The organism is Burkholderia sp. LMU1-1-1.1, from assembly GCF_040675865.1.
GTDB lineage: Bacteria > Pseudomonadota > Gammaproteobacteria > Burkholderiales > Burkholderiaceae_D > Rugamonas.
Genome location: NZ_JBEGHG010000002.1, coordinates 237,160 through 258,621, shown reverse-complemented (window position 1 = coordinate 258,621; position 21,462 = coordinate 237,160). Strand labels below are relative to the sequence as shown.

Below are 21,462 nucleotides of genomic sequence, written 5' to 3'. Positions count from 1 at the left end.
CCGAGCCGCCATGCCTACTTCCTCGCCCAAACCACTGCAACTGCGTGGCGCCGACCTCCAACTGCTGGCCTCGCTGGACGTTCTGCTGCAGGAATTGAGCGTGACGCGCGCGGCGGCGAAGCTGCACTTGAGCCAGCCAGCCTTGTCGGCGCAGCTGGCGCGCCTGCGGCTGCTGTTCAACGATCCCTTGTTGGTGCCGATGGCGAACGGACGCGGCTTGGTTCCCTCCCCGTTCGCCAACCGCCTGCACCGGCGCCTGCAGCCGGCATTGGTCGCGCTCGCGTCGGCTGTGCAGTTGCCGCGCGACGAATTCGACCCGGCCACCGCCGCCCGACAATTCAGCATCGCCGCCAGCAACACCGCCGCCGCCCTGGTGCTGCCGCTGCTGGCCAAGCAATTCGCCACGCTGAACAATCCCCGTTTGAAGGTGACGGCGGCGGAGCCGGATTTCTCCAGCCTGGCCGGCGACCTGGAGAAAGCCCGGTACGACCTTTACGTCGGTCCAGCCTGCCTGCTGCCGCCGGACCTCGCCAGCGTGACGCTGGGCAGCGCCGCGATGGTCCTCGCCCAGCGCCGGCATCATCCGCGTGGCGTGTCGCCGCTGACGCTCGACGCGTATTGCGCGCTGGAGCATGTCAACGTCTCGCTGTCGGCGAGCCTGCACGGGGTGATCGACGAACACCTGTACCGCCTCAGCAAGAAACGCCATGTCGCCATGGCGCTGCGCGATTTCTCCTCGGTGCCGAGCGTGCTGTCGGCGAGCGACCTGGTATGCACCGTGCCCGACAGCCTGGCCCGGGGCTGGGCCGCGGACGTCGAACTGGCCGCGCTCCCTTTCGATCTGCCGCCGTACGTGCTCTGCATGGCCTGGCACCCGCACAACGAGGAATGCCCCGGCCTGCGCTGGCTGCGCGAACAAATCATCGCCGCCACGCGAAGCCTCGCCGATCAGGCCACCTTGTAACAGGCGCGCAGCCGCGCGATGGCGCGCCGGATGGCGCATTTAACCGTTCCCAGCGGCGCGCCTAGATGCTGCGACAATTCGGAATGCGAGAGCCCGTGCTCGAAGGCCAGCGCGAGGCACTGCCGCTGCATCGGCTCGAGCCCGGCGATATGCGCCGATATGCGCATGCGTTTCTCCGCGTAGAAGGCTTGCGTCAGCGCGTCCCCGCCGACGGGATCGCCGTCCGGCTGCTGGTCGTCGCGCGCTTGCCAGTCCTCCTGTCGGCCAAGGTCGTCGCTCAGGCTGTGCTCCAATTGCTCGCTGCGCAAACGGCTGATCGCCTGGTTGCGCACGATCGTGATCAGCCACGTCATCGGCGTGCCGAGCCCGCTCCTGAAGCCGCGCGCGCCGGTCCACACCTTGAGGTACGCCTCCTGCAACACCTCCTCCGCCTTGAACGGCTGCCGGACCAGCCGGAACGCAACGCCGTAAAGACAGGAGCGTGTCCGCCTGTAAAGTTCATTAAACGCCCGCTCGCATCCGGTGGAAATCTCCGTGAGGAGTACGGCCAGGTACTGCCTTTCGTTCGTCAAAGTATCCATGCGGGCATGGTCGCCGAAATCCACCGGAGCGGCCAATCGAACATTTGTATGACTGGCTATCGACCGCGCTTATAGGCGTTTCTTGCAGGGCACAGCCCTTGCCCGGCGTATCACCGGCCAGGGCTGCGTGACGGCCGACCTAGGCGGCCCGGGGCACGGCAAAGCCTCGGCCGGCCAGATGCGCATGGGTGGCGTCCGGATCCCCGAACCAGGCGTACACCTGATCGAGCCGGCCCGAATGGTTCAACAGATCGGCGGCGATTTCGGGGACCACGCTGCCGGCGTAGACGGCCATTTGCTGGTGCGGTTGCAGCCCGGTGAGGAAATCGTTGGTCATGCGTAGCAGCCTTCGGCGCCCAGCCAGTACTCGGCGAAACCTCGGTCGATCCATTGCGCATCGAAACGGGCGGCCGGATCGGCGGCGATGCTGCGGGCGACGTGGTCGGCCGCCTTGTCGGAGTTGTTCACATGATTGAGATACGCCGCCGGCCCCGTTTTAGACGCAGCATTCGACCAGCCCTACCAGGCCAGCGCGCGCGGACCCAGCGCCGCCCCCAGGGCGGTCGGTATCAGTATGCCCAGCAAATACCAGAAGCCGACGAACACCGGGCTCATTTCCGGGCAGTGCAGGCAGTACACGACCGCCGCCGCGCCGCCGGCAGCGAAACCAGCCGCCGCGCCCGCCAGGCGCAGGCGGGTCGGCGCCCGCCCGCGCAGGATGTGCAGCGCGGCGGCCAGCAGCGGCAGCGACAACACGGCGATGAGCAACGGGCAATAGCGCCACGTGCTGCCCCAGAACAGATCGGCACGCAACTCCGGCGCCGCCAGCCACAGCGCGACGGCCGCCACCGCCCACAGCGCCAGCACCGGCCCGCCGACAAACCACGGCAGCACGCGCACGCTGGCGCCGGGCGCGGCCAGGCGCTTGACCGCAAGCCCGCCAGCGCCCGCCAGCGCCAGCGAGAACACCAGCTTCAGCCAGAACGCCGGCCACGTCAACTCCAGACCCAGGTCCGGACGCAGGCCCAGTATCGCCACCATCAACGCGGCGCTGGCCAGCAGGCCGGCGAGCAGCGGCAGCGCCGTGGCGCGCACCGGCCGGGCGGCCAGCGCCACGTCCGGTCCGCTGGACAACATGGTGATCAAATCGTCAGTCTTCATGGCGAACCTCTCAGGATAGTGGCCAATGTCTTCATTCCGCGATGCACCGATACCTTGACGTCCGCCTCCGACATCTTCAGCGCCGCGGCGGCCTCGCGCGTCGACAAGCCGTCCAGCTTGGTATGGACGATGGCGTCGCGTTGCTTGTCCGGCAGCAGGGCGAGCAGCTTGGCGAGGTCGCGGCGCGCCTCGCCGGCCTCCGCCGCCGCGCTGGAGAACAGCGCGCCCTCGCCCTCGTCGACATCGTCCAGCGTATCGTGCAGGCTGTCGCGCCGCGCGTGCCGCCGCAACCAGTCGATCAGCTTGTACTTGGCGATGGTATAGACCCAGGCCGTCAGAGGCACGGCGGTATCGTAGCTGAGGCGCTGGTTGTGGATCGCCAGCAGCGCCTCCTGCACCAGATCCTCCACCTCGTCGGGCCAGCGGCTCAGACGCCGGCGCAGGAAGGCGCGCAAATGCGTCGCCGTCGCCGTCAGGAAACGGCGATAAGCCAGGGCGTCACCGTCCATGCCCTGTAAAAACAGGGCATGGAGGCGTAGTTCGGTCATGCGCAGGTGGTCCACCTTTTCTATTCGTCGCATCGCGCCCTTTGGTTACATCGCCCATCAAATAAATTTTTTACGAATATTTCGACCCGGGCTGTAACCAATCGCCCGGCTGTTGCGAACTCAATGTTACCTTCATCGAGAACGCACACCATGAAATCCATCGATCCACCCGCTTGCGGCGCGCCGGCCATCGTCCACCCCGCGTGGCTGCGCCTGACACACTGGCTCAACGCCATCGCCGTGCTGATCCTGCTGACGAGCGGCTGGCGCATCTACAACGCCACCCGGTTTTTCGATTTCGCCATTCCATCGGGCCTGACCTTGGGCGGCTGGCTCGGCGGCGCGTTGCAGTGGCACTTCGCCGCCATGTGGCTGCTGGTCGCCAACGGCATGCTGTATTTGCTGGTCAACCTGGCCTCGGGCCGGTTGCGGCGGCAGTTTTTCCCGGTCACGCCGCGCCAGCTGCTGCGCGACCTGGGCCAGGCGCTGCGGGGCAAGCTGTCGCACGCCGACCCGCGCCATTACAACAGCGTGCAGCGGCTGGCGTATCTTTTCGTCATGGTTGCCAGCGTCGTCATCGTGCTGTCCGGACTGGTGCTATGGAAATCCGTGCAGTTTCCGCTGCTGCGCGAACTGATGGGCGGCTACGAAGGCGCGCGCCGCGTGCACTTCTTCGCGATGGCCGGCCTGTTTGCCTTTATCGTTATCCACGTGGTGATGGTGGCGCTGGTGCCGCGCACACTGCTGGCCATGTTACGCGGCCGCTAAGCGCCGCACCGGGACTCCCATGATAAAACTATTCAAGAAACGCGAAATCGCCATCCCGACCGAAGGCGCCGCCATGCTGGCCGACGCCATCGCCCGGGTGGCCGAACCGTCGCGCCGCGCCTTCCTGCAACGCACCGTGACGCTGGGTGGATTGACCTTGCTGACCGGTTGCTCCGTCGGCAGCGAGGAAAGCATCGAGGCGGCGCTGAACCAGGTCTCCCGCTTCAACGACCGTGTCCAGGCCCTGCTGTTCGATCCGGCCCGCCTGGCGCCGACCTACCCGGCGTCGATGATCACGCAACCGTTTCCGTTCAACGCCTATTACGGCGAGGACGAGATACGCGACATCGACGGCGCCGATTGGCGTTTGGAGTTGAGCGGCATGGTGGCCGACCGCAAACCGTGGACGCTGGACGCGCTGCGCGCGCTGCCGCAGCAATCGCAGGTCACGCGCCACATCTGCGTCGAGGGCTGGAGCGCGATCGGCAAGTGGGGCGGCGTGCCCTTCTCGCACTTCCTGCGCCACGTCGGCGCCGATTTGAGCGCGAAATACGTCGGCTTCAAATGCGGCGACGACTACCACACCAGCATCGACATGGCCACGGCGCTGCATCCGCAAACGCTGATGGCGCTCAGTTTCAACGACCAGCCGCTGCCGCCGCGCTACGGCTTCCCGATGAAGCTGCGCATGCCGACCAAGCTCGGCTACAAGAATCCCAAGCATGTACAAGCCATTTTCGTCACGAATACCCACCCTGGCGGCTATTGGGAAGACCAGGGGTATAACTGGTTCGGCGGCAGCTGACCGGTACCCACGTTGTTAAATCTCGTTGTTAAAACCGTTGTTAAACCCTACTAAAAGGAATCACCATGAACAAGCTGACCACCACCCTGCTCGCCGCCTGCCTGATGCTGTCCGGCGCCGTCCACGCCCAGGAAGCGATGAAGAAAGACGAGATGTCGAAGGACGCCATGGCCAAGGACGGCATGGCGAAGGACGGCATGAAGAAGGACGCCATGAAAAAGCCCATGCATCACGACAAAATGGCCAAGGACGGCATGAAGAAAGACGGCATGGCCAAGGACGAAATGAAGAAAGATGACATGAAAAAGGATGAAATGGCGAAAGACGCGATGAAGAAATAAGCCGCCTATGTCACCGATGTTCGGCAACCGGCTTGCCGAACATCTTCAACCAGACAAAGCCCGCCGCGCCGGCCACGAGCGAAGCCAACAGGATCGCCATTTTCGACGCATTGATCAGCGCCGCATCGCCGCTGAACGCAAGGTTGGTGATGAAGATCGACATCGTGAATCCAATGCCGCCGAGCAGGCCCGCACCTATCACGTGGCGCCACCTCAAGTCTTGGGGCAAGGTGCACACACCCAACGCCACCGCCGCCATGCACGCGAACGTGATGCCCAGCGGCTTGCCGAGTACCAGGCCGGCGAGGATGCCGACGCTGTTGGACGACAGCAGCTCCCCCATCCATCCGGCGCCGATGACGATCCCCGTATTGGCCAACGCGAAGATGGGCAGGATGACGAACGCCACCGGCACGTGCAGCGCATGCTCGAGGCGGTGTGAAGGCGACGCGGTGTCCTCGCCCTTGGCCGAATAGGGAATGGCGAACGCCAGCAGCACGCCGGCGATGGTGGCGTGCACCCCCGATTTGAACATCAGGAACCACATGAGCGCGCCGCCGACCAGGTACGGCGCCAGCGCGAGCACGCGAAACATCCGGTTCATGCACAGCAGGCCGGCGAACACGAGCAGCGCGCCGAGCAGGTAGAGCGGCGCCAGCGTCGAGGTATAGAAGACGGCGATGACGATGATGGCGCCGAGATCGTCCATGACCGCCAGCGCCGTCAGGAACACCTTCAGCGACGTGGGGACGGCGCGGCCAAGCAGCGTCAGCACGGCCAGCGCGAAGGCGATGTCGGTCGCCATCGGAATCCCCATGCCGGCCTGGCTCGGCGTGCCGCCGTTGAACAGGAAATGGATCAAGGCCGGCGCGGCGATGCCGCCGGCCGCCGCCACCATCGGCAACAGCGCGCTGCGAATACTCGACAGCTCGCCGCTGTGGATTTCCCGTTCCAGCTCCAGGCCGATCAACAAGAAGAAGATCGCCATCAAGGCGTCGTTGATCCACAGCTCCACCGACAAACCGGCGACCTTGGCGTGCCAAAAATGCAGATAAGGCTCCGCCAGCGGCGAATTGGCCAGGCACAGGGAAACGATGGTGCAAGCGATCAGCAGGATGCCGCCGGCTTTTTCCGATTCGACGAACCGGTTGAAGGTATTGGAGAGGGGCGTTGGAATGATAGTCATGAGATGAGGTCGCGTGAAAACCGCGCGGCGGCCCGACCTGACGCAATCCCTGCCACACGACATGTGTGGACACCCGTTGCAATTATAACACGTCGGCGGGCGCGGCCATGGTCTGCGGCACGGACAGCGCCAGTCTTGGCCAAAATTCCCGCCCGCCAGCATCGGCGGGGGGCAACAATCACTTTTCATCCCGCGTTTGGCGAAATTCATAATTGATAAGGATTGCTGGTTGTGCAATGCTGTTCCGCGCAGAAATGTGCTACTTTTCCTTTTCTTAGCCTCGCCCGGGATTTCATGATCAACCTACCTCGTCGCCACCTTCTTGCCACTTCCATCGCCACCGCCGCCGCGACCCTGCCCGGCGCGGCGCTCGGCGCCACGGACAAACCCGCTAGCCGGACATCCCTGGCGCCGACGCCGCCGATGGGCTGGAACAGCTGGAATTCGTTCGCCACCACGATCACCGAAGCCCAGGCGCTCGAAAACGCGCGCATCATGGCGCAAAAGTTGCTGCCGTCGGGCTATGACATATTTACCGTGGACATACAGTGGTACGAACCGAACGCCACGGGCTACGAATACCGCAAGGATGCCGAACTGACGATGGATGCCAACGGCCGCCTGCATCCGGCGCCGAACCGGTTTCCTTCGGCCGTCAATGGCAAGGGGTTCAAAGCGCTTGCCGACCAGATCCATCGCATGGGGATGAAATTCGGTATCCACGTCATGCGCGGCATTCCGCGCCAGGCGGTGCGGATCAATACCCCGGTGCTGGGCACGAACTTGCGCGCGCGCGACATCGCCGACACCACGTCCACCTGCGGATGGAACGGCGACATGTACGGCGTCGACATGACCAAGCCCGGCGCGCAGGAGTACTACAACTCGATCTTCAAGCTGTACGCGTCGTGGGGCGTGGACTTCGTCAAGATGGACGACATGTCGCGTCCCTACGACAAGAACTGGCGTGAAGTCGAGGCGGCCCACAAAGCCATCCAGGCGTCCGGCCGCGCTATCACGCTCAGTCTGTCGCCCGGCGAAACCGATCTCAAATGGGCCGAACATGTGCCGCACTACGCGCAGCTGTGGCGCATCTCGGACGACTTCTGGGACGAATGGAAATTGCTGAAGGAGCAGTTCCAGCGCCTGGAGAACTGGAATCCGACGATGGCGGAAAACGCCTGGCCCGACGCCGACATGCTGCCCCTCGGGCGCCTCGCGATGGGCGAGCGCGACACGAAGTTCACGCCGGACGAGCAGCAAACACTGATGAGTTTATGGTCCATCGCGCGCTCGCCGCTGATCATGGGCGGCGACCTGCGGCGCCTGGACGCGAACACGCTGGCCTTGCTGACCAATCCGGAAGTGATCGCGGTCAATCAGAAAAGCCATCATAACCGTCCGCACCGCGCCGATCCGGGCACGCGCATCTGGAGCGCGCGGGCTGACGGCGCCCAGCCGTTCCACTATCTGGCGCTGTTCAACACGGAGGACGCGCCGGTGGAGATCGAATTCGACCTGTCGCGCCTCAACCTGGGCGACAAGACCGTGAAGCTGCGCGACCTGTGGACCCGCAAGGATCTGCCGCCGGCGCGCGGGGTCATCCGCCAGAAGCTGGTTCCCCATGGTTCGGCCCTGCTGCGCGTGGCGGCCTGACCGTCTTTTAACTCAACCGGGATGAAACAGAACGATGAGACTTCCGCGACTACTGCTGTGTTCAACCTTGTGTTTGTTTTCGCATGCACCAACGCTGGCGCAAAACGCCACCGACGACGGCTTCGCCGCCGCCGTCCAGATCGGCGGCTACAACGTCAAGCCGAACGTGACCTACCTGACCGCCAGCGGACGTGACCTCAAACTCGACGTCTATGAGCCTTCGCCGGCCACATCGGCCACCCCGGTGGTGATCAACTTCCACGGCGGCGGCTGGGTGGCGGGATCGCGTGAAGGGAGCCTGCTGAAATTATTGCCTTATATGCAGATGGGCTTCGCGGTGGTCAATGTCGAATACCGGCTGGCCAAAACCGCGCTGGCGCCGGCGGCCGTGGAAGACACGCTATGCGCGCTGCAATGGGTCGGCCGCAACGCCAAGCAGTACAACTTCGACCTGTCCAAGGTGGTGGTGACGGGCGGCTCGGCGGGCGGACACCTGGCGCTGGCGACGGCGATGATCCCGTCCGATTCGCCGTTCACCAACCAGTGCGCATTACATGGCTCGTGGAGCGGGCCGTACGTCAATCCTGCGCCCAAGGTGGCGGCCGTGATCAATTGGTTCGGCATCACCGACGTCGCCGACATGCTGCAGGGCCCCAACGTGCGCTCGTACGCTGTGGCGTGGTTCGGCGCCATGGACGGCCGGATGGAGCTGGCGCGCCGCCTCTCGCCGCTGAGTTATGTGCGCAAGGACGGGCCGGCGGTGCTGACCATCCATGGCGACGCCGATCCGCTGGTGCCTTACGCGCACGCGGTGCGCCTGCGCCAGGCGATGGACAAGGCCGGCGAGAAGAACCAGCTGCTGACCATCAAGGGCGGCGGTCACGGCGACTTCACGCCCGAGCAGAACCAGCAGGCTTATCAGGCGGTGCGCGATTTTCTGCGCGGGATGGGGATCGTCGCGCCGCCGAAATAATGCGCAAGGCCGCCGGTCTCAGCGACCGGAAGCGGTTAGTGGACTTGGCGCCACGCCTTCGGTCGTCATGACCACCGGCCGGATCGTGCCGTCCTCGTTGAAGACCATCCGCTCGACCGCGAGCTCGCGATGATTGCCGTCGACCTCGCCGAGGGGACGGCGATGGTACGCGATATACCATTGGTCGGTCCCCGGAACATTGACGACGGAGTGGTGGCCGGCGCCCCGCGCGACCCGGTCGTCCTGCTGCAGGATTTTGCCGATGCGCTTGAATGGCCCCAACGGCGACGGGCTCATCGCATACGCGACGCTGTACCCCGGACCGGTCCACTCCCCCTCCGACCACATGAAGTAGTACACCCCTTTGCGCTTGACCATGAAGGATCCTTCGACGTATTCCGGATCCGGCGTGATCTCCTTGAATGTCGCGCCGTCGGGGAATGGCACCAAGCCGAGCAGATCCGGCGCCAGCTTGACGACGTTGGCGTGTTTCCAGCCGCCGTAGTACATATAAAACTGGCCGTCGTCGTCCTTGAACACCATCTGGTCGATGGGCTGGGCGCCGTTGTGGATTTGTCCGATCAGCGGCCGCCCCAGCGCGTCCTTGAACGGCCCCTCCGGACGGTCGCTGACGGCAACGCCGATACCGCCCAGCTGCGCGTCGCTTTTGATGTCGTTGGCGCCGAAGAAAAGATAGTATCTCCCCTTGTGCTCGATCGCCGATGGCGCCCACAAGGCGTAGGCCGCCCACGACACATGCTCGACATCGAGCACATGCGGGTGCTTGGTCCAGTGCACCAGATCCGGCGACGAGAAAGCATTGAAGAAGGTGCTCTTGAGGAAAGGCTCCCAGATCAGCTCCGATTGCGCGCGCATGCGTTGTTGCGCGGGCGTGAAGGCCTTGGACCTGTCCGGCGTGCCATGGTCGTCCGAATAGGTCGGGTATATCCAGTATCGCCCGTTGAAGATGCGGATCTCCGGATCGGCGTACCAACCGGGCACGACAGGATTGGCGGCGTTTGCGGATGCCGCACCCGCAAGGCAGAACACGGCCAAACAACGCAGCAGACAATTCATTTTTACAAGCCCGGGATTGGAATGCGTCGAGTGTAACATTGGCAACCCCGCCATCGCATCGACGAAATTCGCGGCCCCGCACCGGCGAACCTACTTGCGATGGTCAAGCACTGCGGCAAGTTCCAGTTCGCCACGCACCTGCAGCGTCACGCGGCCACGGCCTGCGGCAACCAGGCGTACGGGAAATTTCCTAGTCTCCAGTCGGCGGCGTAGCAGTATCAACCGGGTTTCCAGATTATCCTTCATCGTGGGCAGGCGCAGCATGGTCTCCAGCCGGATCTCCTTGTTGCTAAACTCCGAGCGCCCGAGCACCTGATACTGCGTGATCATGTAGTGGAGCAACCGGCCGGCAATGCCCTTGATCACATATTGCCCATCGATGAATATGCTGTCGTCGTACGCATAATAAAGGACCGGCGTCCTGGCTCCCACGCCTGGCAGAGCCCATTCTCGTGGCGTTTCGGTCTGCTCAGCGCCTTGCAGCGCTTCGAGCGCCGCTTGCATGCTGCCCATCTGGGACGCGATGATCGACATCCCGAACTCGTCATCGCTACAAAACGCCTGGCGTTCCGGACTTTCCGCAAACAGCACACCGCGCACCCTGCCGTTGACCGGTACCGGCACGGCGATCTGGCTTTGAGCGTCGGCCAGCCCTGGTGTCGATAGACGAAAGCCCGGCTGATTCAGACGCAAAGCGTCGTGCATGCTATCGATCCTGATCGCGCGTCCAGTCGCAGCGGCCATGCCAATAATCCCTCCGCCTAGCACCGTGCCGGCGCAGGCGCCGAGCGCCGAATAGCCGCGGCTGCCAATCACCGTGAGCCGGCCACTTGCCTCATCGAGCTGCAAATAGATGACGTGCCGCATCGCCAGATCCTGCCGCAATCCGTTTAGCGACGCGCGTACGAGGCCGTCGATGTCGAATTGCCGCGACAACCGCTCAACAACACGCGCCACCGATTGTAGCGTCGCAGTGGGACGACGGGTCATTCCAGCCCACCATTTATATCGCTGGGACCTTCCCGCAGTTCCTGGTTCATCATCCCAATTCTCAACTCCAAAATCCGCATGGCGCGCGGAACGAATGCCCGCATCGCCAGCCTGAACGCGACACGTATCCCTAGATACAGCGCGAACTCCCGATTGGATGCATTCCTTACGGAAAAAATCTTCATTGGGTGGTGAATCGGGGCGTAACGGGAGCAACTGGCTCCATATGGACACGCATCCAAATTGGAATTGTTTGCGTAAGTAAGTGGGTAAACAAGTAAGGGCTCGCGTCAACTCATGCCTGCCCGGGCTGGCATGCTGAAACCGCGACTTTTCCCCACCTCTATTCTGCAAAGAGAATTGCCACAATGATAATTAATCACACTACCTATCCTTGCCAAGCTGGACTCCCGCGCCAAGCGGCCAGTGACCCGAATGCCGGCCGGCGCGGTACCCTCGTCGGAGCGATGGGGGCATCCATCAAACGGTGGCTCTTCGGGCTGACGTTCGCGGTGCTGCAGTTGATGACACTCTCTTCCGCTTTTTCCGCCACACCGGTTTGGCAGACCCTGCCGGCAGAGCAGCCGCTGCCGCCGCTCCAAGAAGGCCGATTGGAGCATGACGGGGCCAGTTTATGGTACGGCGTCGTCGGGTCGGGCAAGCCGTTGATCTTGCTGCACGGAGGCCGCGCCACGTCCGCAAGTTGGGGCAACCAGGTGCCTTCACTGGTTGCCAGCCATCGTCGCGTGATCATGATCGACAGCCGCGGCCACGGACGCAGCACGCTGGGCGACAAACCGCTTTCCTACGAACTGATGGCGGACGACGTGCTGGCTGTGATGGACAGATTAAAACTGCGCCGCGCCGATATCGTCGGCTGGAGCGATGGCGGGATTCTCGGCTTGATCGTCGCCATGCGGCACCCCGCCCGCCTGGACAAGGTCTATGCCTTCGGCGCCAACATGGATACCAAGGCAATTAGCGAACCGCTCCCGTCCCCCGTGCTGCCGCTGATCGGGCCGCGCCTGGAAGCGGCCTATAAATCGGTGGCCGAGCCCGCCGACTTCGAAAAGCTCACCGCCGCCGTGCGCTTAATGCAGAAAAACGAACCGAACTACAGCGATGCGCAGCTCGCGGCCATCCGGGGTCCGAAAATCGCGATCGTGGGCGCAGAGTACGATGAGGTCATACGCCCGGCTTACTTCGCGCATTTAGCCGATACCATCCCCGGCGCCCGCCTGATTATGCTGCGCAATGTCAGTCACTTCGCGCCGTGGCAGGACGCCCGGGCGTTCAACGCATCGCTCATCGATTTTCTGGGTCATTAAAAAACCGCCAGCGTCAAAATAGTCCGGGCCGGGCATTGAGGCCGGTCGGACGCAAGTTTCCCTTCAATCAAGGAATACCAAAATGTCAAACCACCTTTCAGGCCGCGTTGAAGAGCTGATCCGCGCGACGCGAATGCTGGCGATCGTCGGCGCATCGCTTAAATCGCGATCGGCCGAATCCGTCAACGGCGCGATGGACGAGCAAATCAACAAGGGCTTGCGCTTGATTCTGGGCGATGCGGTTAGCGACGTCGGCGACGCGGACATCGCGCCATTGCTCACACAAATTGACATGGCGTTTGCGGAAAGCGGTGAATTGTGGCGGAATCCCCACCGGACGGCCGGCTGGCAAGTCGAAGACCAGCAGCTGTTGCAGGCGATGGGGCGGGCCTCCCGCGGCGCTTTCGACCGCATACTCGGCCTGGCCGAAACACGTCCCGCCTTGCGCCAAGCCTTGAACGGCAGGTTTCTTGATGTCGGCACCGGCGTCGCAGGGATCGCACTGCGCGCCGTGGAAACCTGTCCCGGCCTGGAGGTCGACGCCATCGACATCTGGGAGCCCGCGCTACGCATCGCCGCCGAGAACGTCGCCGCCAGCCCGCACGCCGATCGCGTTCAACTGCGCCACCTGGATATCACCAGGCTTGAACCAGGTCCGCGATATACGTCGGCCTGGCTGCCCACCATGTTCCTCAACCGTGCGGTGGTGGGGCAAGCGGTCGAGCGGATCGCGGCGGCGTCGCCTCCCGGCGGCTGGCTGGTGGCCGCGATGTACACCCAGCCGGAGGATCCATTCATGGCGGTGATGTCGTCGTTGCGCACGCTACGCAGCGGCGGAGAGGTGACCGACCCGGCAGAACTTGAAGCGTTGCTGCGCGCTCGCGGGTACGTCGATGTCGAGTCGGACGTCGCCCCGGTGGCGACCTTCGTCCTGGGCAGACTTCCCTGAGGCGGGAGGCCGCTGCGGCAGGGGGACGCAATCCTAAAAGTTCACTAACCAGGCCGCCCGCCAGCGTGACGGTTGTAAGAAACCGGCCAATCCCGGTTAGACTCCGCAACACGTTCTTGCCGAACTGCAATTAAATGCGCCGGGACGCACCGCCATAATGTGCGGCCCCAAGTCCATGCATTTTTGCGATTAATGCAATAAAAGCCATTTTTATTTCCAACCATAAAATCAAGGGATAGCATGAGTCACCTTCCATATCGACGCAGATCAGTGGAAAAATTATTACGTTTAAGCAAAGCCGGACTGCCGCTCGCGCTCAGCCTGTCGTTGGCCGCCTGCGGCGGCGGCGATAATTCGACGGCAACCGCGCCCTCGGGCGGCGCGATGAAACTGCTGGGCACCTTCAGCAGCGGCCGGATGGCCGCCGAGCCGGAAGTCGCTCTGACGCCGGTGGAGGCCAAGGCCAGCGGTTCCGAACGGGGCGACCTGTCGGCGACCGCCGCGATCGACCATAATCCCAACACGCGCTGGAGCAGCCTGTTTGCCGACGATCAGAACCTGACGCTGGACTTCGGCGTGTCGAAGCCGATCAACCGCGTCCATATCGAATGGGAAAACGCCCACGCGACCCAGTACCTGCTGCAGGTGTCCGACGATAATTCCAATTGGTCCACCATCAAGACCGTGGACAACAGCCAGGGCGGCGTCGAAGACTGGACCGGTCTGAACGCGCAGGGGCGCTACCTGCGCGTGCAGGGCGTGAAGCGCTCCAGCGGTTACGGTTATTCGATCTTCGAGGTCCAGGCCTATTCCGGCGGCTCCGCCACCTCCCCCGGCGACCCGGCCGATCCGGGCACGCCGCCGCCGACCACCAACGATCCGGTGATCGTCGATCCCACCAAGCCGGGCGTGCTGTTGAAGCCCGCTCAGGCGACCTCGTCGAAACTGGAAAACCAGGGCGACAGCGCCGGCAACACCATCGACGGCAAGCTCAACACACGCTGGGCCAGCGCGTTCGAAGACGGCGCCTGGATCCAGTACGATTTCGGCGTCAAAACCATGGTCGGCTACATGAAGCTGGTGTGGCAGAACGCGTACGGCAAGCAGTACAACCTGCTGGTGTCGGACAACGGCCAGGACTGGACGCAGATCCGCGCCGTGACCAACGGCCAGGGCGGCACCGAGGAATTCTTCAACCTGGGCGTCAACGCGCGCTTCATCCGCCTGCAAGGCGTCGAGCGTGCCACACAATACGGCTACTCGTTGTTCGAAGTGGAGTTCAAGACGCCCGGAAACGATAACTCGCTGACCAGCTCCGCCACATCGCCGCTGAAATTCCCGGCCGGCGGCGCCGGATGGGCGCCGTTGCCCGCCGCCGCCAAGCCGATCGAAACGCTGCAATTCACGCTGCCCGACGGCACGCTGGTCACGCGCTTCGGCGCGCGCGGCCTGGACCGCCATGGCCGCGAGCGCGGCGAAGAGTGGAATGAAATCGGCTACGGCCCCAACGAGACCGTCGATCCCGTCACCGGTCTGGCGTTTGACAAGGAACCGGGCAGATACCTGACATTCGTGCCGCAGTACTTCAAGAACCGCGCCTGGGGTATCGAGATCATCGATAACAGCCGCGTCCCCGGCATCACCGAACCGAAACTGATCGTCAATGAATACTTCGGCCAGACCAACCTGCCGGGCGGCATCGCTTTCTTCCGCGCCTTCGACCGCGTCAACGTCACCGGTTACGGCTGGATGAACAACGGCCGGCTGGAAGGCGGCAACAATGTCGCCCCCTGCAAGGCGACGCCCTATCCGGTGGAAGCGAGGCTCAATTCGGCCAAAGGCATCAACAGCGCGTGCACCATTTGGATCGACAACTACCCCGGCCATGCCGAGCTGGGCGCAAATGGCTTCCCGAATGGCAGGAACGTGCCCGCCCGCGCGCTGAAGGTCGGCGACCCGATCGAGGTGTCGCCGTCCATGTTCGCTCCGGACGGCGTGATGGCCGCCAAGGGTGACAGCGGGGGCAACCGTTACTACTCGTCGGAATTCATGTACGTCGTCGGTAACGGCATCCGTCCATGGTACGGCGTCCAGCCGCGCCTGAACTCGATCCCGCTGCCGCCGGACACGCTGTCCGGTGGCATCGGTTCGGTCTCGTATGACTACGCCGACAACGGCAACTTCATGTTCCAGCAGCCGCACACCAACATCGGCATGGCCAATATGCAGCGCTTCGTCGAAGGGCGCCGCCTGTTCCACACCAACTTCACCACCGGCGCCCACAACGAGCCGGGCAACGACCGCTACGACGCCGCCGTGGGCCTGCAGGGCCAGCGCTTCAACCAGTCGTCGTGCTTCGCCTGCCATGCCAACAATGGCCGCAGCGTCGCGCCGAGGGCCTTGAATCAAAAGCTGGACAGCATGTCGGTCCGGGTCGCCACCACCAACGCCGCCGGCCAGCAACTGCCGCATCCGGTCTACGGCACCACGGTGCAGATGAACGCCATCTCATCGTCCGGCACGCCGCAGAACTGGGGCACCGGCGTCACCGTGGCGGGCTTCGACACCACCGTCAAAAAGCTGGCCGACGGCACCCCGGTCGAGCTGCGCAAGGCGAAACTGGCGTTCGAGGGCCCGACACCGGCCACCGTCTCGCTGCGCGCCGCGCAACCGATCATCGGTGCCGGATTGCTGGAAGCCATTCCCGAGGCCGACATCCTGGCGCGCGCCACCGCCACCCCCGACGTCGACGGCGTCAGGGGCGTGGCCAACTATGTCTACGATCCGGAAACGGGCGCCGTGCACCTCGGCCGCTTCGGCTGGAAGGCGGCCAAGGCCACGCTGCGGCAACAAACCGCCGCCGCGCTGGTGCAGGACATGGCGGTCACCTCGCCGGTGTACCGCAACCGTTCGTGCAACAGCGACCCCGCCGGTTGCATGACGGCCGCCGCCCAGAAAGGCATTTCCGAGGCGGACCTGCAATCGCTGTCGAACTACCTCGCATTGGTGGCCGTACCGGCACAACGCAGCCTGTCAAGCGGCTTCCCGAAAGGCGTGGCACCGCTGGATGACCTGAACGTGGATACGGCCAAGGTGGCCGCCGGCGCCAGGGTGTTCCAGGGCATGCGTTGCGCGGCCTGCCACACGGTCGAGATGAAGACCGGCCCGGGCCACCTGTTCGCGGAACTGCGCAACCAGACGATACGGCCGTACACGGACCTGCTGTTGCACGACATGGGCGCCGGACTGGCCGACGGATTCGTCGAGGGCCAAGCCAAGGGCAATATGTGGCGCACCGCGCCGCTGTGGGGCATCGGCTATACCGAAAAGGCCGCCGGTGGCGCCGCCAAGGCCGGCTACCTGCACGACGGCCGCGCACGCAATCTGACCGAGGCGATCATGTGGCACGATGGCGAGGCCGCCAAATCGCGTCTACGCTTTGAAGCACTGAGCAAAACCGACCGCGAAGCGCTGCTGGCATTCCTGAAGTCGCTGTAATTTCCACCGCTTGATCTTAAAAGCCGGGCGCCTCGCGGCGTCCGGCTTTTATTTGCCCAGCCGTGGAATGATCGGATCACATGAAGGGTGCCGCGCGGGCGCCGGTGCCGTGTTCGGCCCCGTCCCGGTTGGCTCAAGGCCCGGGCGCCTCGTAGCACAACCGCAACCGGGCCAGCGCTCGCCTGATCCATGCTTTTGCCGTCCCCAGCGGCACTTGCAGGTGGCTGGCGATTTCGGAATGGGACAAGCCTTCATAGTAGGCCAGCGCCAGCGACTGCCGTTGCGCGGGTTCCAGTTGCGACAGGCAGCGTCCCAGTTCCCGCTTTTCCATCGCACCCAGCAGCAGCTCCAGCGGATCGGCGTGCTCGGCGGCTTCCTCGGTGTCGTGATGCGGGCCATCCGCGATATCGACTTCCAGCCGGCCCTTGCGCAGATGGTCGAGCGACTTGTTGCGCACGATGCTGATCAGCCACGTCATCGGCGTCGACAGCGAGGCCGCATAGCTTCCGGCGTGCTGCCAGACGTTGATGAACGCATCTTGCAGTACTTCATCGGCCAGCTCGCGCTTGCGCACGAAGCGCATCGCAACGCCGTACAGGTGGGCGGCGGTGAGATCGTACAGTTGACGGAACGAAGCGTGATCCCGCACCGCGACGCGTTGCAACAGCGCCACCAATCGCTGGTTCTCGGGGGTTGTAATATGCATGGACATCAGTATTCGTTTGCCGGCGGCCCGCGCCACATACCGGACGCGGGCCTCGGGCTCATATCCCGTGGCTGGCCTTGATGATGTCGGCCGCCCGCTCACCGATCACCACGCAGGGCGCCATCGTGTTGCCGGTGGTGATACGCGGCATGATGGAGGCGTCGGCGATGCGCAGGTTGTCGATCCCGTACACCCGCAGCTTGCCATCGACCACCGACATCTCGTCGCGGCCCATCTTGGCGGTGCACGACTGGTGCCAGTAGGTCACCGCCGCGTTGCGCAGGTAGGCTTCCATCTCCCGCCGTCCCAGTTTCCCCGGCATGCACTCGCGCTTGATCAGGGAGTTGAAGGCGCTGGCGTTGCCCAGGTCGCGGCACATTTCAACCGAGTTCAGCGCCGCCCTGATGTCGTCCGGGTCGCCCAGCGTGTTGGCGCGGATCACCACCGGATCGCTCGCCTCCGCGCCCGACAGCACCACTTCGCCCCGGCTTTTCGGGTGGGCCAGGCCGGCAAACATGGTCCAGCCATGCTCCGGTACGCCCAGCGGGGCGGTATCCGCGCTCGGCACCGGGAATTCGACCTGGCAATGCAGCATGTCGGGGGCGTCCAGCGACGCGTCGCTCTTCCAGTACAGCGTCGCCTCGGAGCCGCCGGCACCGACTTCCTGCGGCTCCTTGTACTCCCAGATGCAGCCGAACGACACGTGGTCCTGGTGGTTCTGGCCGACGCCGGCCAGGGGTTGGCGCGCCTTGATGCCGTGGCGCCGCAGCTCCCCCTCAGGTCCGATACCGGATTGCATCAACAGCTTGGGCGTGTTGACCGCGCCCAGCGACAGCACCACCTCGCGCGCGGCGCGAAACACGCGCTTGCCGCCGTCGACGGTGACTTCGACGCCGGTGACCTTGTTATTGTCGAAGGTGAGCTTGGACACCAGCGCATCGGTGAGCACGGTCAGGTTCGGCTGCGCCATGCGCGGATAGGTATAAGAGCGGAACACCGACAGGCGCTTGCCGTCGCGGATGCGCAAGTCATTGATGGCGGCGCCGCCGTCCGACTCCATCATGGCGCCGTTCGGGCTGTCGAAGGTGGGAACGCCCAGCGAACGCGCCGCTTCCAGCATCAGCGTGGCGGTCGGCTTCGGCGATTGCGCCGGCGCCACATACACCGGTCCGCCCTTGCCCCGGCGTCCGGGATCGGCCGGACCGTTCCAGTCTTCGATGCGTTGGTAAATCTTCAACACGGACGCATAGTTCCACGCATCATCCCCCGACTGGGCGGCGAAGTAATCCCAATCGCTGCGGTGTCCACGCGCCCACAGCATGACGTTGATGCTCGAGCCGCCGCCCAGTACCTTGCCCATGTTCATCGGAATGGCGCGGCCGTTCAGGTGCTGGTTGGGTTCCGCGACGAAGCCCCAGTCGCGTTCCGAGCCCAGGTTCAAAGGCCATTGGGCCGGCTCGATCACGCTGGCGACTTCGTCGCTGCCACCGGCCTCCAGCAGCAGCACCCGAACTTCCGGATTTTCCGCGAGCCGGGCGGCCACCACCGAGCCGGCGGAACCGGAACCGCAGACGATGAAGTCGTACGTCGATGTGGGCGTGCCGCGCAGCGTCGCCTGGTTGGCGCGGACGGCCGCCGCGAAATCGCCGTCTTCAAATTGAATATTGTTCATTGTAAAACTCCGTTGAGGTATCCAAGGGGCACCCCGCATGGCAACTTCGCCAACGATGCGGCACCTTATTGCGTATTTTGCCGATTATACTTAATTTGCCGATTTTTTGTAGTTTTTTTCTCAATATTTGGATAACCATTGCCAAATCGGTCATCGACGCGGCGCATCCAAACGCCGATGCTCGCCGTAAGTGGCATCGGAGCCCCTCCGTCCTCAACTCAACCGGTAAATTTATGACAGACTTGAACAAATCGCCTTCCCCGCCGCCGGCGGCGACCGCACCTTCGCGCCAATTCACCACCATCGGCGGCAAGCAGCTTGCCTATATAGACCAGGGGGAAGGCTTCCCCGTGCTCCTCGGCCATAGCTATTTGTGGGACGCCGCCATGTGGCAACCGCAACTCGACGCGCTGTCCCGGCATTTCCGCGTGATCGCCCCGGATCTGTGGGGCCACGGCTTTTCCGGGTCGCCGCCGGACGGCACCGAGGGCCTGGACGACCTGGCGCGGCACCATCTCGCCTTGCTCGACGCGCTGTCGATCAAGCAATGCCACGTGGTCGGCCTGTCGGTCGGCGGCATGTGGGCCGCCGCGATGAAGCGGCTGGCTCCCGAGCGGGTGCGCAAGCTGGTATTGATGGACACCTACGTGGGACCCGAGCCGGCGCCATCGCAGGCCAAATACCTGGGACTGCTGCGCCAGCTCGAGGTGGACCGTGCGCTGTCCGCCGGGCTGCTCGATATCGTGGTGCCGATGTTCTTCAGCCCGGAGACCGATCCGGCCTCGCCCCTGTGCCAGGCATTCCGCGCATCGCTGGCGGCGCTCCCGGCCGATCGGATAGCGGACAGCATCGTCCCGCTGGGACGCCTGATCTTCACCCGTCCCGACCACCGCCCCGGCCTGTCCGATTTGAATGCCGACAACACCCTGGTGATCGTGGGCGAGGGCGATATTCCCCGGCCCGTGCGTGAAGCGGCCGAAATGGCGGCCCTGATCGGCTGTCCGCTGCGCACCATCGACGACGCCGGACATATTTCCAACCTGGAGAATCCGGAGTCGGTGACCTGGGCGCTGCGCGATTTCCTGCTGAACGGGCACTGACATATCGCCGTCGGCCGATGTGAAACGCGGGCTTACGCTATACTCGCGTCAATGAAAAGTTCAATTATCACAACGGCGCAGGCGGCGAAAATCCTCGGCGTTTCGCCGCGCACCGCCCAGCTATGGACCGAAAGCGGCGTCATTCCAAACTGGAAGACGCCCGGCGGCCACCGCCGCATGTTCGAGGCGGACGTGCTGGCGGTGCTGAACCGCGACGACGACATCATCGTCGCGCCGCGCCGTGTGCTGGTGCTGGCGCCCGCCAGGCGCCACGCCAGCTGGTCGCAGGCGTTCGCCGCGCTCGACATCAGCGAACTAAGCTTTATTGAGGACCCGGTCGCCGCCGCCGTCGCGCTGGGCGCGACCGTGCCCGATGTTTTCGTTGTCGAGGCGGAAGACCTGCATACCCTGCCCCCGCACTTTCTCACCACCCTGCGCAATATCGCACTGCTGAGCCGGCTGCAAATCGTGATCGCGACCCGGCTGCCCGCCGACGGCGGCGCGCCGCCGGTCGACCCCGCCCTGCAATTCAAGGTCATCCAGCTGGAGCAGGCTTCCGAGAAGATGGTCGACGAACTGGTCCACCACACGCACCTGAAGCATCTGCAACTGCTGCCGCTGCCGGCGGAGTTGCTGAACGCGCCCTACCCCGTCAGTCCCAAGGAAGCGGGCCGGCTGCGGGCGGTCCACCGTTCCGGCATTCTCGACAGCGCCAGCGAAGAGGCCATGGACAACCTGACCAAGATCGCCGCCCTCAGCCTGGCGGCGCCGATCGCCCTGATTACCATCCTGAGCGAGGACCGCCAGTGGTTCAAGGCCAAGGTGGGCCTGGACATGCGGGAGACGCCGCGTAGCTGGGCCTTTTGCAACTACACGGTGTTGCAATCGGGCATCCAGCAATTTGCCGACCTGGGGTCGGATCCCCGCTTCGCCGACAATCCGGCGGTCGCGGGCCCGCCGCACTTCCGCTTTTACGCCGGCGCGCCCATCACCGATGAACAGGGTTATGCGCTGGGCTCGCTTTGCATCATCGATATGGAACCCCGCCAGCTCGACGCCACCCAAACGGAAATCCTGGGCCGCCTGGCGCGCCTGGTCACGGCCGAAGTCAATCGCGGCGCCCGTCCGGGCCCCACGCGCCGCTGAGTAAAAAATAGTT

General features: G+C 64.2%; 21 protein-coding genes. 11 read left to right on the top strand and 10 right to left on the bottom strand.

Annotation, left to right across the window (positions count from 1 at the left end):
• Positions 1-10 precede the first annotated feature (10 nt).
• Positions 11-964 (top strand): LysR family transcriptional regulator, encoded by a 954-nt coding sequence (locus tag MRBLMU1_RS03525; RefSeq protein WP_363497098.1) that lies wholly within the window; start codon positions 11-13, stop codon positions 962-964.
• Here MRBLMU1_RS03525 and MRBLMU1_RS03520 read toward each other — a convergent pair.
• The 5 genes from MRBLMU1_RS03520 to MRBLMU1_RS03500 form a co-directional block, all read right to left on the bottom strand.
• Positions 949-1,569, bottom strand: a complete 621-nt coding sequence (locus tag MRBLMU1_RS03520; RefSeq protein WP_363497095.1) for an RNA polymerase sigma factor — start codon at positions 1,567-1,569, stop codon at positions 949-951. The two genes, MRBLMU1_RS03525 and MRBLMU1_RS03520, sit on opposite strands and share 16 nt — an antisense overlap.
• A 115-nt stretch (positions 1,570-1,684) precedes the next feature.
• Positions 1,685-1,882, bottom strand: coding sequence for a hypothetical protein (locus MRBLMU1_RS03515; RefSeq protein ID WP_363497092.1), 198 nt, complete (start codon positions 1,880-1,882; stop codon positions 1,685-1,687).
• The gene (locus MRBLMU1_RS03510) at positions 1,879-2,013 is read right to left on the bottom strand and encodes a hypothetical protein (RefSeq protein WP_363497089.1); all 135 of its coding nucleotides are present in this window, start codon (positions 2,011-2,013) and stop codon (positions 1,879-1,881) included. The genes MRBLMU1_RS03515 and MRBLMU1_RS03510 overlap by 4 nt, the downstream gene beginning before the upstream one ends.
• A 51-nt stretch (positions 2,014-2,064) precedes the next feature.
• A complete protein-coding gene (locus MRBLMU1_RS03505; protein ID WP_363497086.1) occupies positions 2,065-2,706 on the bottom strand; it encodes a DUF1109 domain-containing protein in 642 nt (213 codons plus the stop codon).
• Positions 2,703-3,287, bottom strand: coding sequence for a sigma-70 family RNA polymerase sigma factor (locus MRBLMU1_RS03500; protein WP_363497083.1), 585 nt, complete (start codon positions 3,285-3,287; stop codon positions 2,703-2,705). Before MRBLMU1_RS03500 ends, MRBLMU1_RS03505 begins: the two co-directional genes overlap by 4 nt.
• 117 nt (positions 3,288-3,404) lie before the next feature.
• On the opposite strand from MRBLMU1_RS03500, the gene MRBLMU1_RS03495 reads away from it, so the two are divergent.
• The 3 genes from MRBLMU1_RS03495 (at position 3,405) to MRBLMU1_RS03485 (ending at position 5,168) form a co-directional block, all read left to right on the top strand.
• Positions 3,405-4,022, top strand: coding sequence for a cytochrome b/b6 domain-containing protein (locus MRBLMU1_RS03495; RefSeq protein WP_363497080.1), 618 nt, complete (start codon positions 3,405-3,407; stop codon positions 4,020-4,022).
• Between the two features lie 73 nt (positions 4,023-4,095).
• The gene (locus MRBLMU1_RS03490) at positions 4,096-4,827 is read left to right on the top strand and encodes a molybdopterin-dependent oxidoreductase (protein ID WP_414646022.1); all 732 of its coding nucleotides are present in this window, start codon (positions 4,096-4,098) and stop codon (positions 4,825-4,827) included.
• Positions 4,828-4,892: 65 nt separating this feature from the next.
• On the top strand, positions 4,893-5,168 hold the full coding sequence (locus tag MRBLMU1_RS03485) for a pentapeptide MXKDX repeat protein (RefSeq protein ID WP_363497074.1): 276 nt from the start codon (positions 4,893-4,895) through the stop codon (positions 5,166-5,168).
• A 10-nt stretch (positions 5,169-5,178) separates the two neighbouring features.
• On the opposite strand, the gene nhaA is transcribed toward MRBLMU1_RS03485, so the two are convergent.
• Positions 5,179-6,354: a Na+/H+ antiporter NhaA gene (gene nhaA / locus MRBLMU1_RS03480; protein WP_363497071.1), complete on the bottom strand. Its 1,176-nt coding sequence runs from the start codon at positions 6,352-6,354 to the stop codon at positions 5,179-5,181.
• A gap of 294 nt (positions 6,355-6,648) precedes the next feature.
• Between nhaA and MRBLMU1_RS03475 the strand changes: the two genes are divergently transcribed.
• Together MRBLMU1_RS03475 and MRBLMU1_RS03470 are read left to right on the top strand one after the other, a co-directional pair.
• Complete coding sequence (locus tag MRBLMU1_RS03475) at positions 6,649-8,010, top strand: glycoside hydrolase family 27 protein (RefSeq protein ID WP_363497068.1); 1,362 nt, start codon at positions 6,649-6,651, stop codon at positions 8,008-8,010.
• A gap of 34 nt (positions 8,011-8,044) precedes the next feature.
• A complete protein-coding gene (locus MRBLMU1_RS03470; RefSeq protein ID WP_363497065.1) occupies positions 8,045-8,983 on the top strand; it encodes an alpha/beta hydrolase in 939 nt (312 codons plus the stop codon).
• A gap of 18 nt (positions 8,984-9,001) precedes the next feature.
• Here MRBLMU1_RS03470 and MRBLMU1_RS03465 read toward each other — a convergent pair whose 3' ends face one another.
• Complete coding sequence (locus MRBLMU1_RS03465; protein WP_363497062.1) at positions 9,002-9,985, bottom strand: glycoside hydrolase family 43 protein; 984 nt, start codon at positions 9,983-9,985, stop codon at positions 9,002-9,004.
• A gap of 165 nt (positions 9,986-10,150) precedes the next feature.
• Positions 10,151-11,050 carry a GAF domain-containing protein gene (locus MRBLMU1_RS03460; RefSeq protein ID WP_363497059.1) on the bottom strand — a complete coding sequence of 300 codons (900 nt, stop codon included), beginning with the start codon at positions 11,048-11,050 and terminating at the stop codon, positions 10,151-10,153.
• Positions 11,051-11,517: 467 nt separating this feature from the next.
• On the opposite strand from MRBLMU1_RS03460, the gene MRBLMU1_RS03455 reads away from it, so the two are divergent.
• The 3 genes from MRBLMU1_RS03455 (at position 11,518) to MRBLMU1_RS03445 (ending at position 16,825) form a co-directional block, all read left to right on the top strand.
• A complete protein-coding gene (locus MRBLMU1_RS03455) occupies positions 11,518-12,378 on the top strand; it encodes an alpha/beta fold hydrolase (RefSeq protein WP_363497056.1) in 861 nt (286 codons plus the stop codon).
• An 82-nt stretch (positions 12,379-12,460) separates the two neighbouring features.
• Entirely contained in the window at positions 12,461-13,327 is an 867-nt protein-coding gene (locus MRBLMU1_RS03450) for an SAM-dependent methyltransferase (RefSeq protein ID WP_363497053.1), read from the top strand.
• A gap of 384 nt (positions 13,328-13,711) precedes the next feature.
• Positions 13,712-16,825, top strand: a complete 3,114-nt coding sequence (locus tag MRBLMU1_RS03445) for a di-heme oxidoredictase family protein (RefSeq protein ID WP_414646021.1) — start codon at positions 13,712-13,714, stop codon at positions 16,823-16,825.
• 133 nt (positions 16,826-16,958) lie between these two features.
• Here the strand turns inward: MRBLMU1_RS03445 and MRBLMU1_RS03440 are convergent, their stop codons facing one another.
• A complete protein-coding gene (locus tag MRBLMU1_RS03440; RefSeq protein WP_363497047.1) occupies positions 16,959-17,531 on the bottom strand; it encodes a sigma-70 family RNA polymerase sigma factor in 573 nt (190 codons plus the stop codon).
• 58 nt (positions 17,532-17,589) lie between these two features.
• On the bottom strand, positions 17,590-19,203 hold the full coding sequence (locus MRBLMU1_RS03435; RefSeq protein ID WP_363497044.1) for a GMC family oxidoreductase: 1,614 nt from the start codon (positions 19,201-19,203) through the stop codon (positions 17,590-17,592).
• Positions 19,204-19,436: 233 nt separating this feature from the next.
• Here MRBLMU1_RS03435 and MRBLMU1_RS03430 point away from each other — a divergent pair, with 233 nt between their 5' ends.
• Positions 19,437-20,303 carry an alpha/beta fold hydrolase gene (locus MRBLMU1_RS03430; RefSeq protein WP_363497041.1) on the top strand — a complete coding sequence of 289 codons (867 nt, stop codon included), beginning with the start codon at positions 19,437-19,439 and terminating at the stop codon, positions 20,301-20,303.
• Positions 20,304-20,354: 51 nt separating this feature from the next.
• A complete protein-coding gene (locus tag MRBLMU1_RS03425) occupies positions 20,355-21,449 on the top strand; it encodes a GAF domain-containing protein (protein ID WP_363497038.1) in 1,095 nt (364 codons plus the stop codon).
• The last annotated feature ends 13 nt before the right edge of the window (positions 21,450-21,462 follow it).

Excerpts from the sequence above, each read along its gene's own strand:
- MRBLMU1_RS03505 (WP_363497086.1), bottom strand. The coding sequence starts at position 2,706 with ATGAAGACTGACGATTTGATCACCATGTTGTCCAGCGGACCGGACGTG.
- MRBLMU1_RS03435 (WP_363497044.1), bottom strand. The coding sequence starts at position 19,203 with ATGAACAATATTCAATTTGAAGACGGCGATTTCGCGGCGGCCGTCCGC.
- MRBLMU1_RS03495 (WP_363497080.1), top strand. The coding sequence starts at position 3,405 with ATGAAATCCATCGATCCACCCGCTTGCGGCGCGCCGGCCATCGTCCAC.
- MRBLMU1_RS03450 (WP_363497053.1), top strand. The coding sequence starts at position 12,461 with ATGTCAAACCACCTTTCAGGCCGCGTTGAAGAGCTGATCCGCGCGACG.
- nhaA (WP_363497071.1), bottom strand. The coding sequence starts at position 6,354 with ATGACTATCATTCCAACGCCCCTCTCCAATACCTTCAACCGGTTCGTC.
- MRBLMU1_RS03430 (WP_363497041.1), top strand. The coding sequence starts at position 19,437 with ATGACAGACTTGAACAAATCGCCTTCCCCGCCGCCGGCGGCGACCGCA.
- MRBLMU1_RS03485 (WP_363497074.1), top strand. The coding sequence starts at position 4,893 with ATGAACAAGCTGACCACCACCCTGCTCGCCGCCTGCCTGATGCTGTCC.
- MRBLMU1_RS03475 (WP_363497068.1), top strand. The coding sequence starts at position 6,649 with ATGATCAACCTACCTCGTCGCCACCTTCTTGCCACTTCCATCGCCACC.
- MRBLMU1_RS03460 (WP_363497059.1), bottom strand. The coding sequence starts at position 11,050 with ATGACCCGTCGTCCCACTGCGACGCTACAATCGGTGGCGCGTGTTGTT.
- MRBLMU1_RS03490 (WP_414646022.1), top strand. The coding sequence starts at position 4,096 with ATGCTGGCCGACGCCATCGCCCGGGTGGCCGAACCGTCGCGCCGCGCC.
- MRBLMU1_RS03525 (WP_363497098.1), top strand. The coding sequence starts at position 11 with ATGCCTACTTCCTCGCCCAAACCACTGCAACTGCGTGGCGCCGACCTC.
- MRBLMU1_RS03500 (WP_363497083.1), bottom strand. The coding sequence starts at position 3,287 with ATGCGACGAATAGAAAAGGTGGACCACCTGCGCATGACCGAACTACGC.
- MRBLMU1_RS03425 (WP_363497038.1), top strand. The coding sequence starts at position 20,355 with ATGAAAAGTTCAATTATCACAACGGCGCAGGCGGCGAAAATCCTCGGC.
- MRBLMU1_RS03445 (WP_414646021.1), top strand. The coding sequence starts at position 13,712 with ATGAAACTGCTGGGCACCTTCAGCAGCGGCCGGATGGCCGCCGAGCCG.
- MRBLMU1_RS03440 (WP_363497047.1), bottom strand. The coding sequence starts at position 17,531 with ATGCATATTACAACCCCCGAGAACCAGCGATTGGTGGCGCTGTTGCAA.
- MRBLMU1_RS03470 (WP_363497065.1), top strand. The coding sequence starts at position 8,045 with ATGAGACTTCCGCGACTACTGCTGTGTTCAACCTTGTGTTTGTTTTCG.
- MRBLMU1_RS03515 (WP_363497092.1), bottom strand. The coding sequence starts at position 1,882 with ATGACCAACGATTTCCTCACCGGGCTGCAACCGCACCAGCAAATGGCC.
- MRBLMU1_RS03455 (WP_363497056.1), top strand. The coding sequence starts at position 11,518 with ATGGGGGCATCCATCAAACGGTGGCTCTTCGGGCTGACGTTCGCGGTG.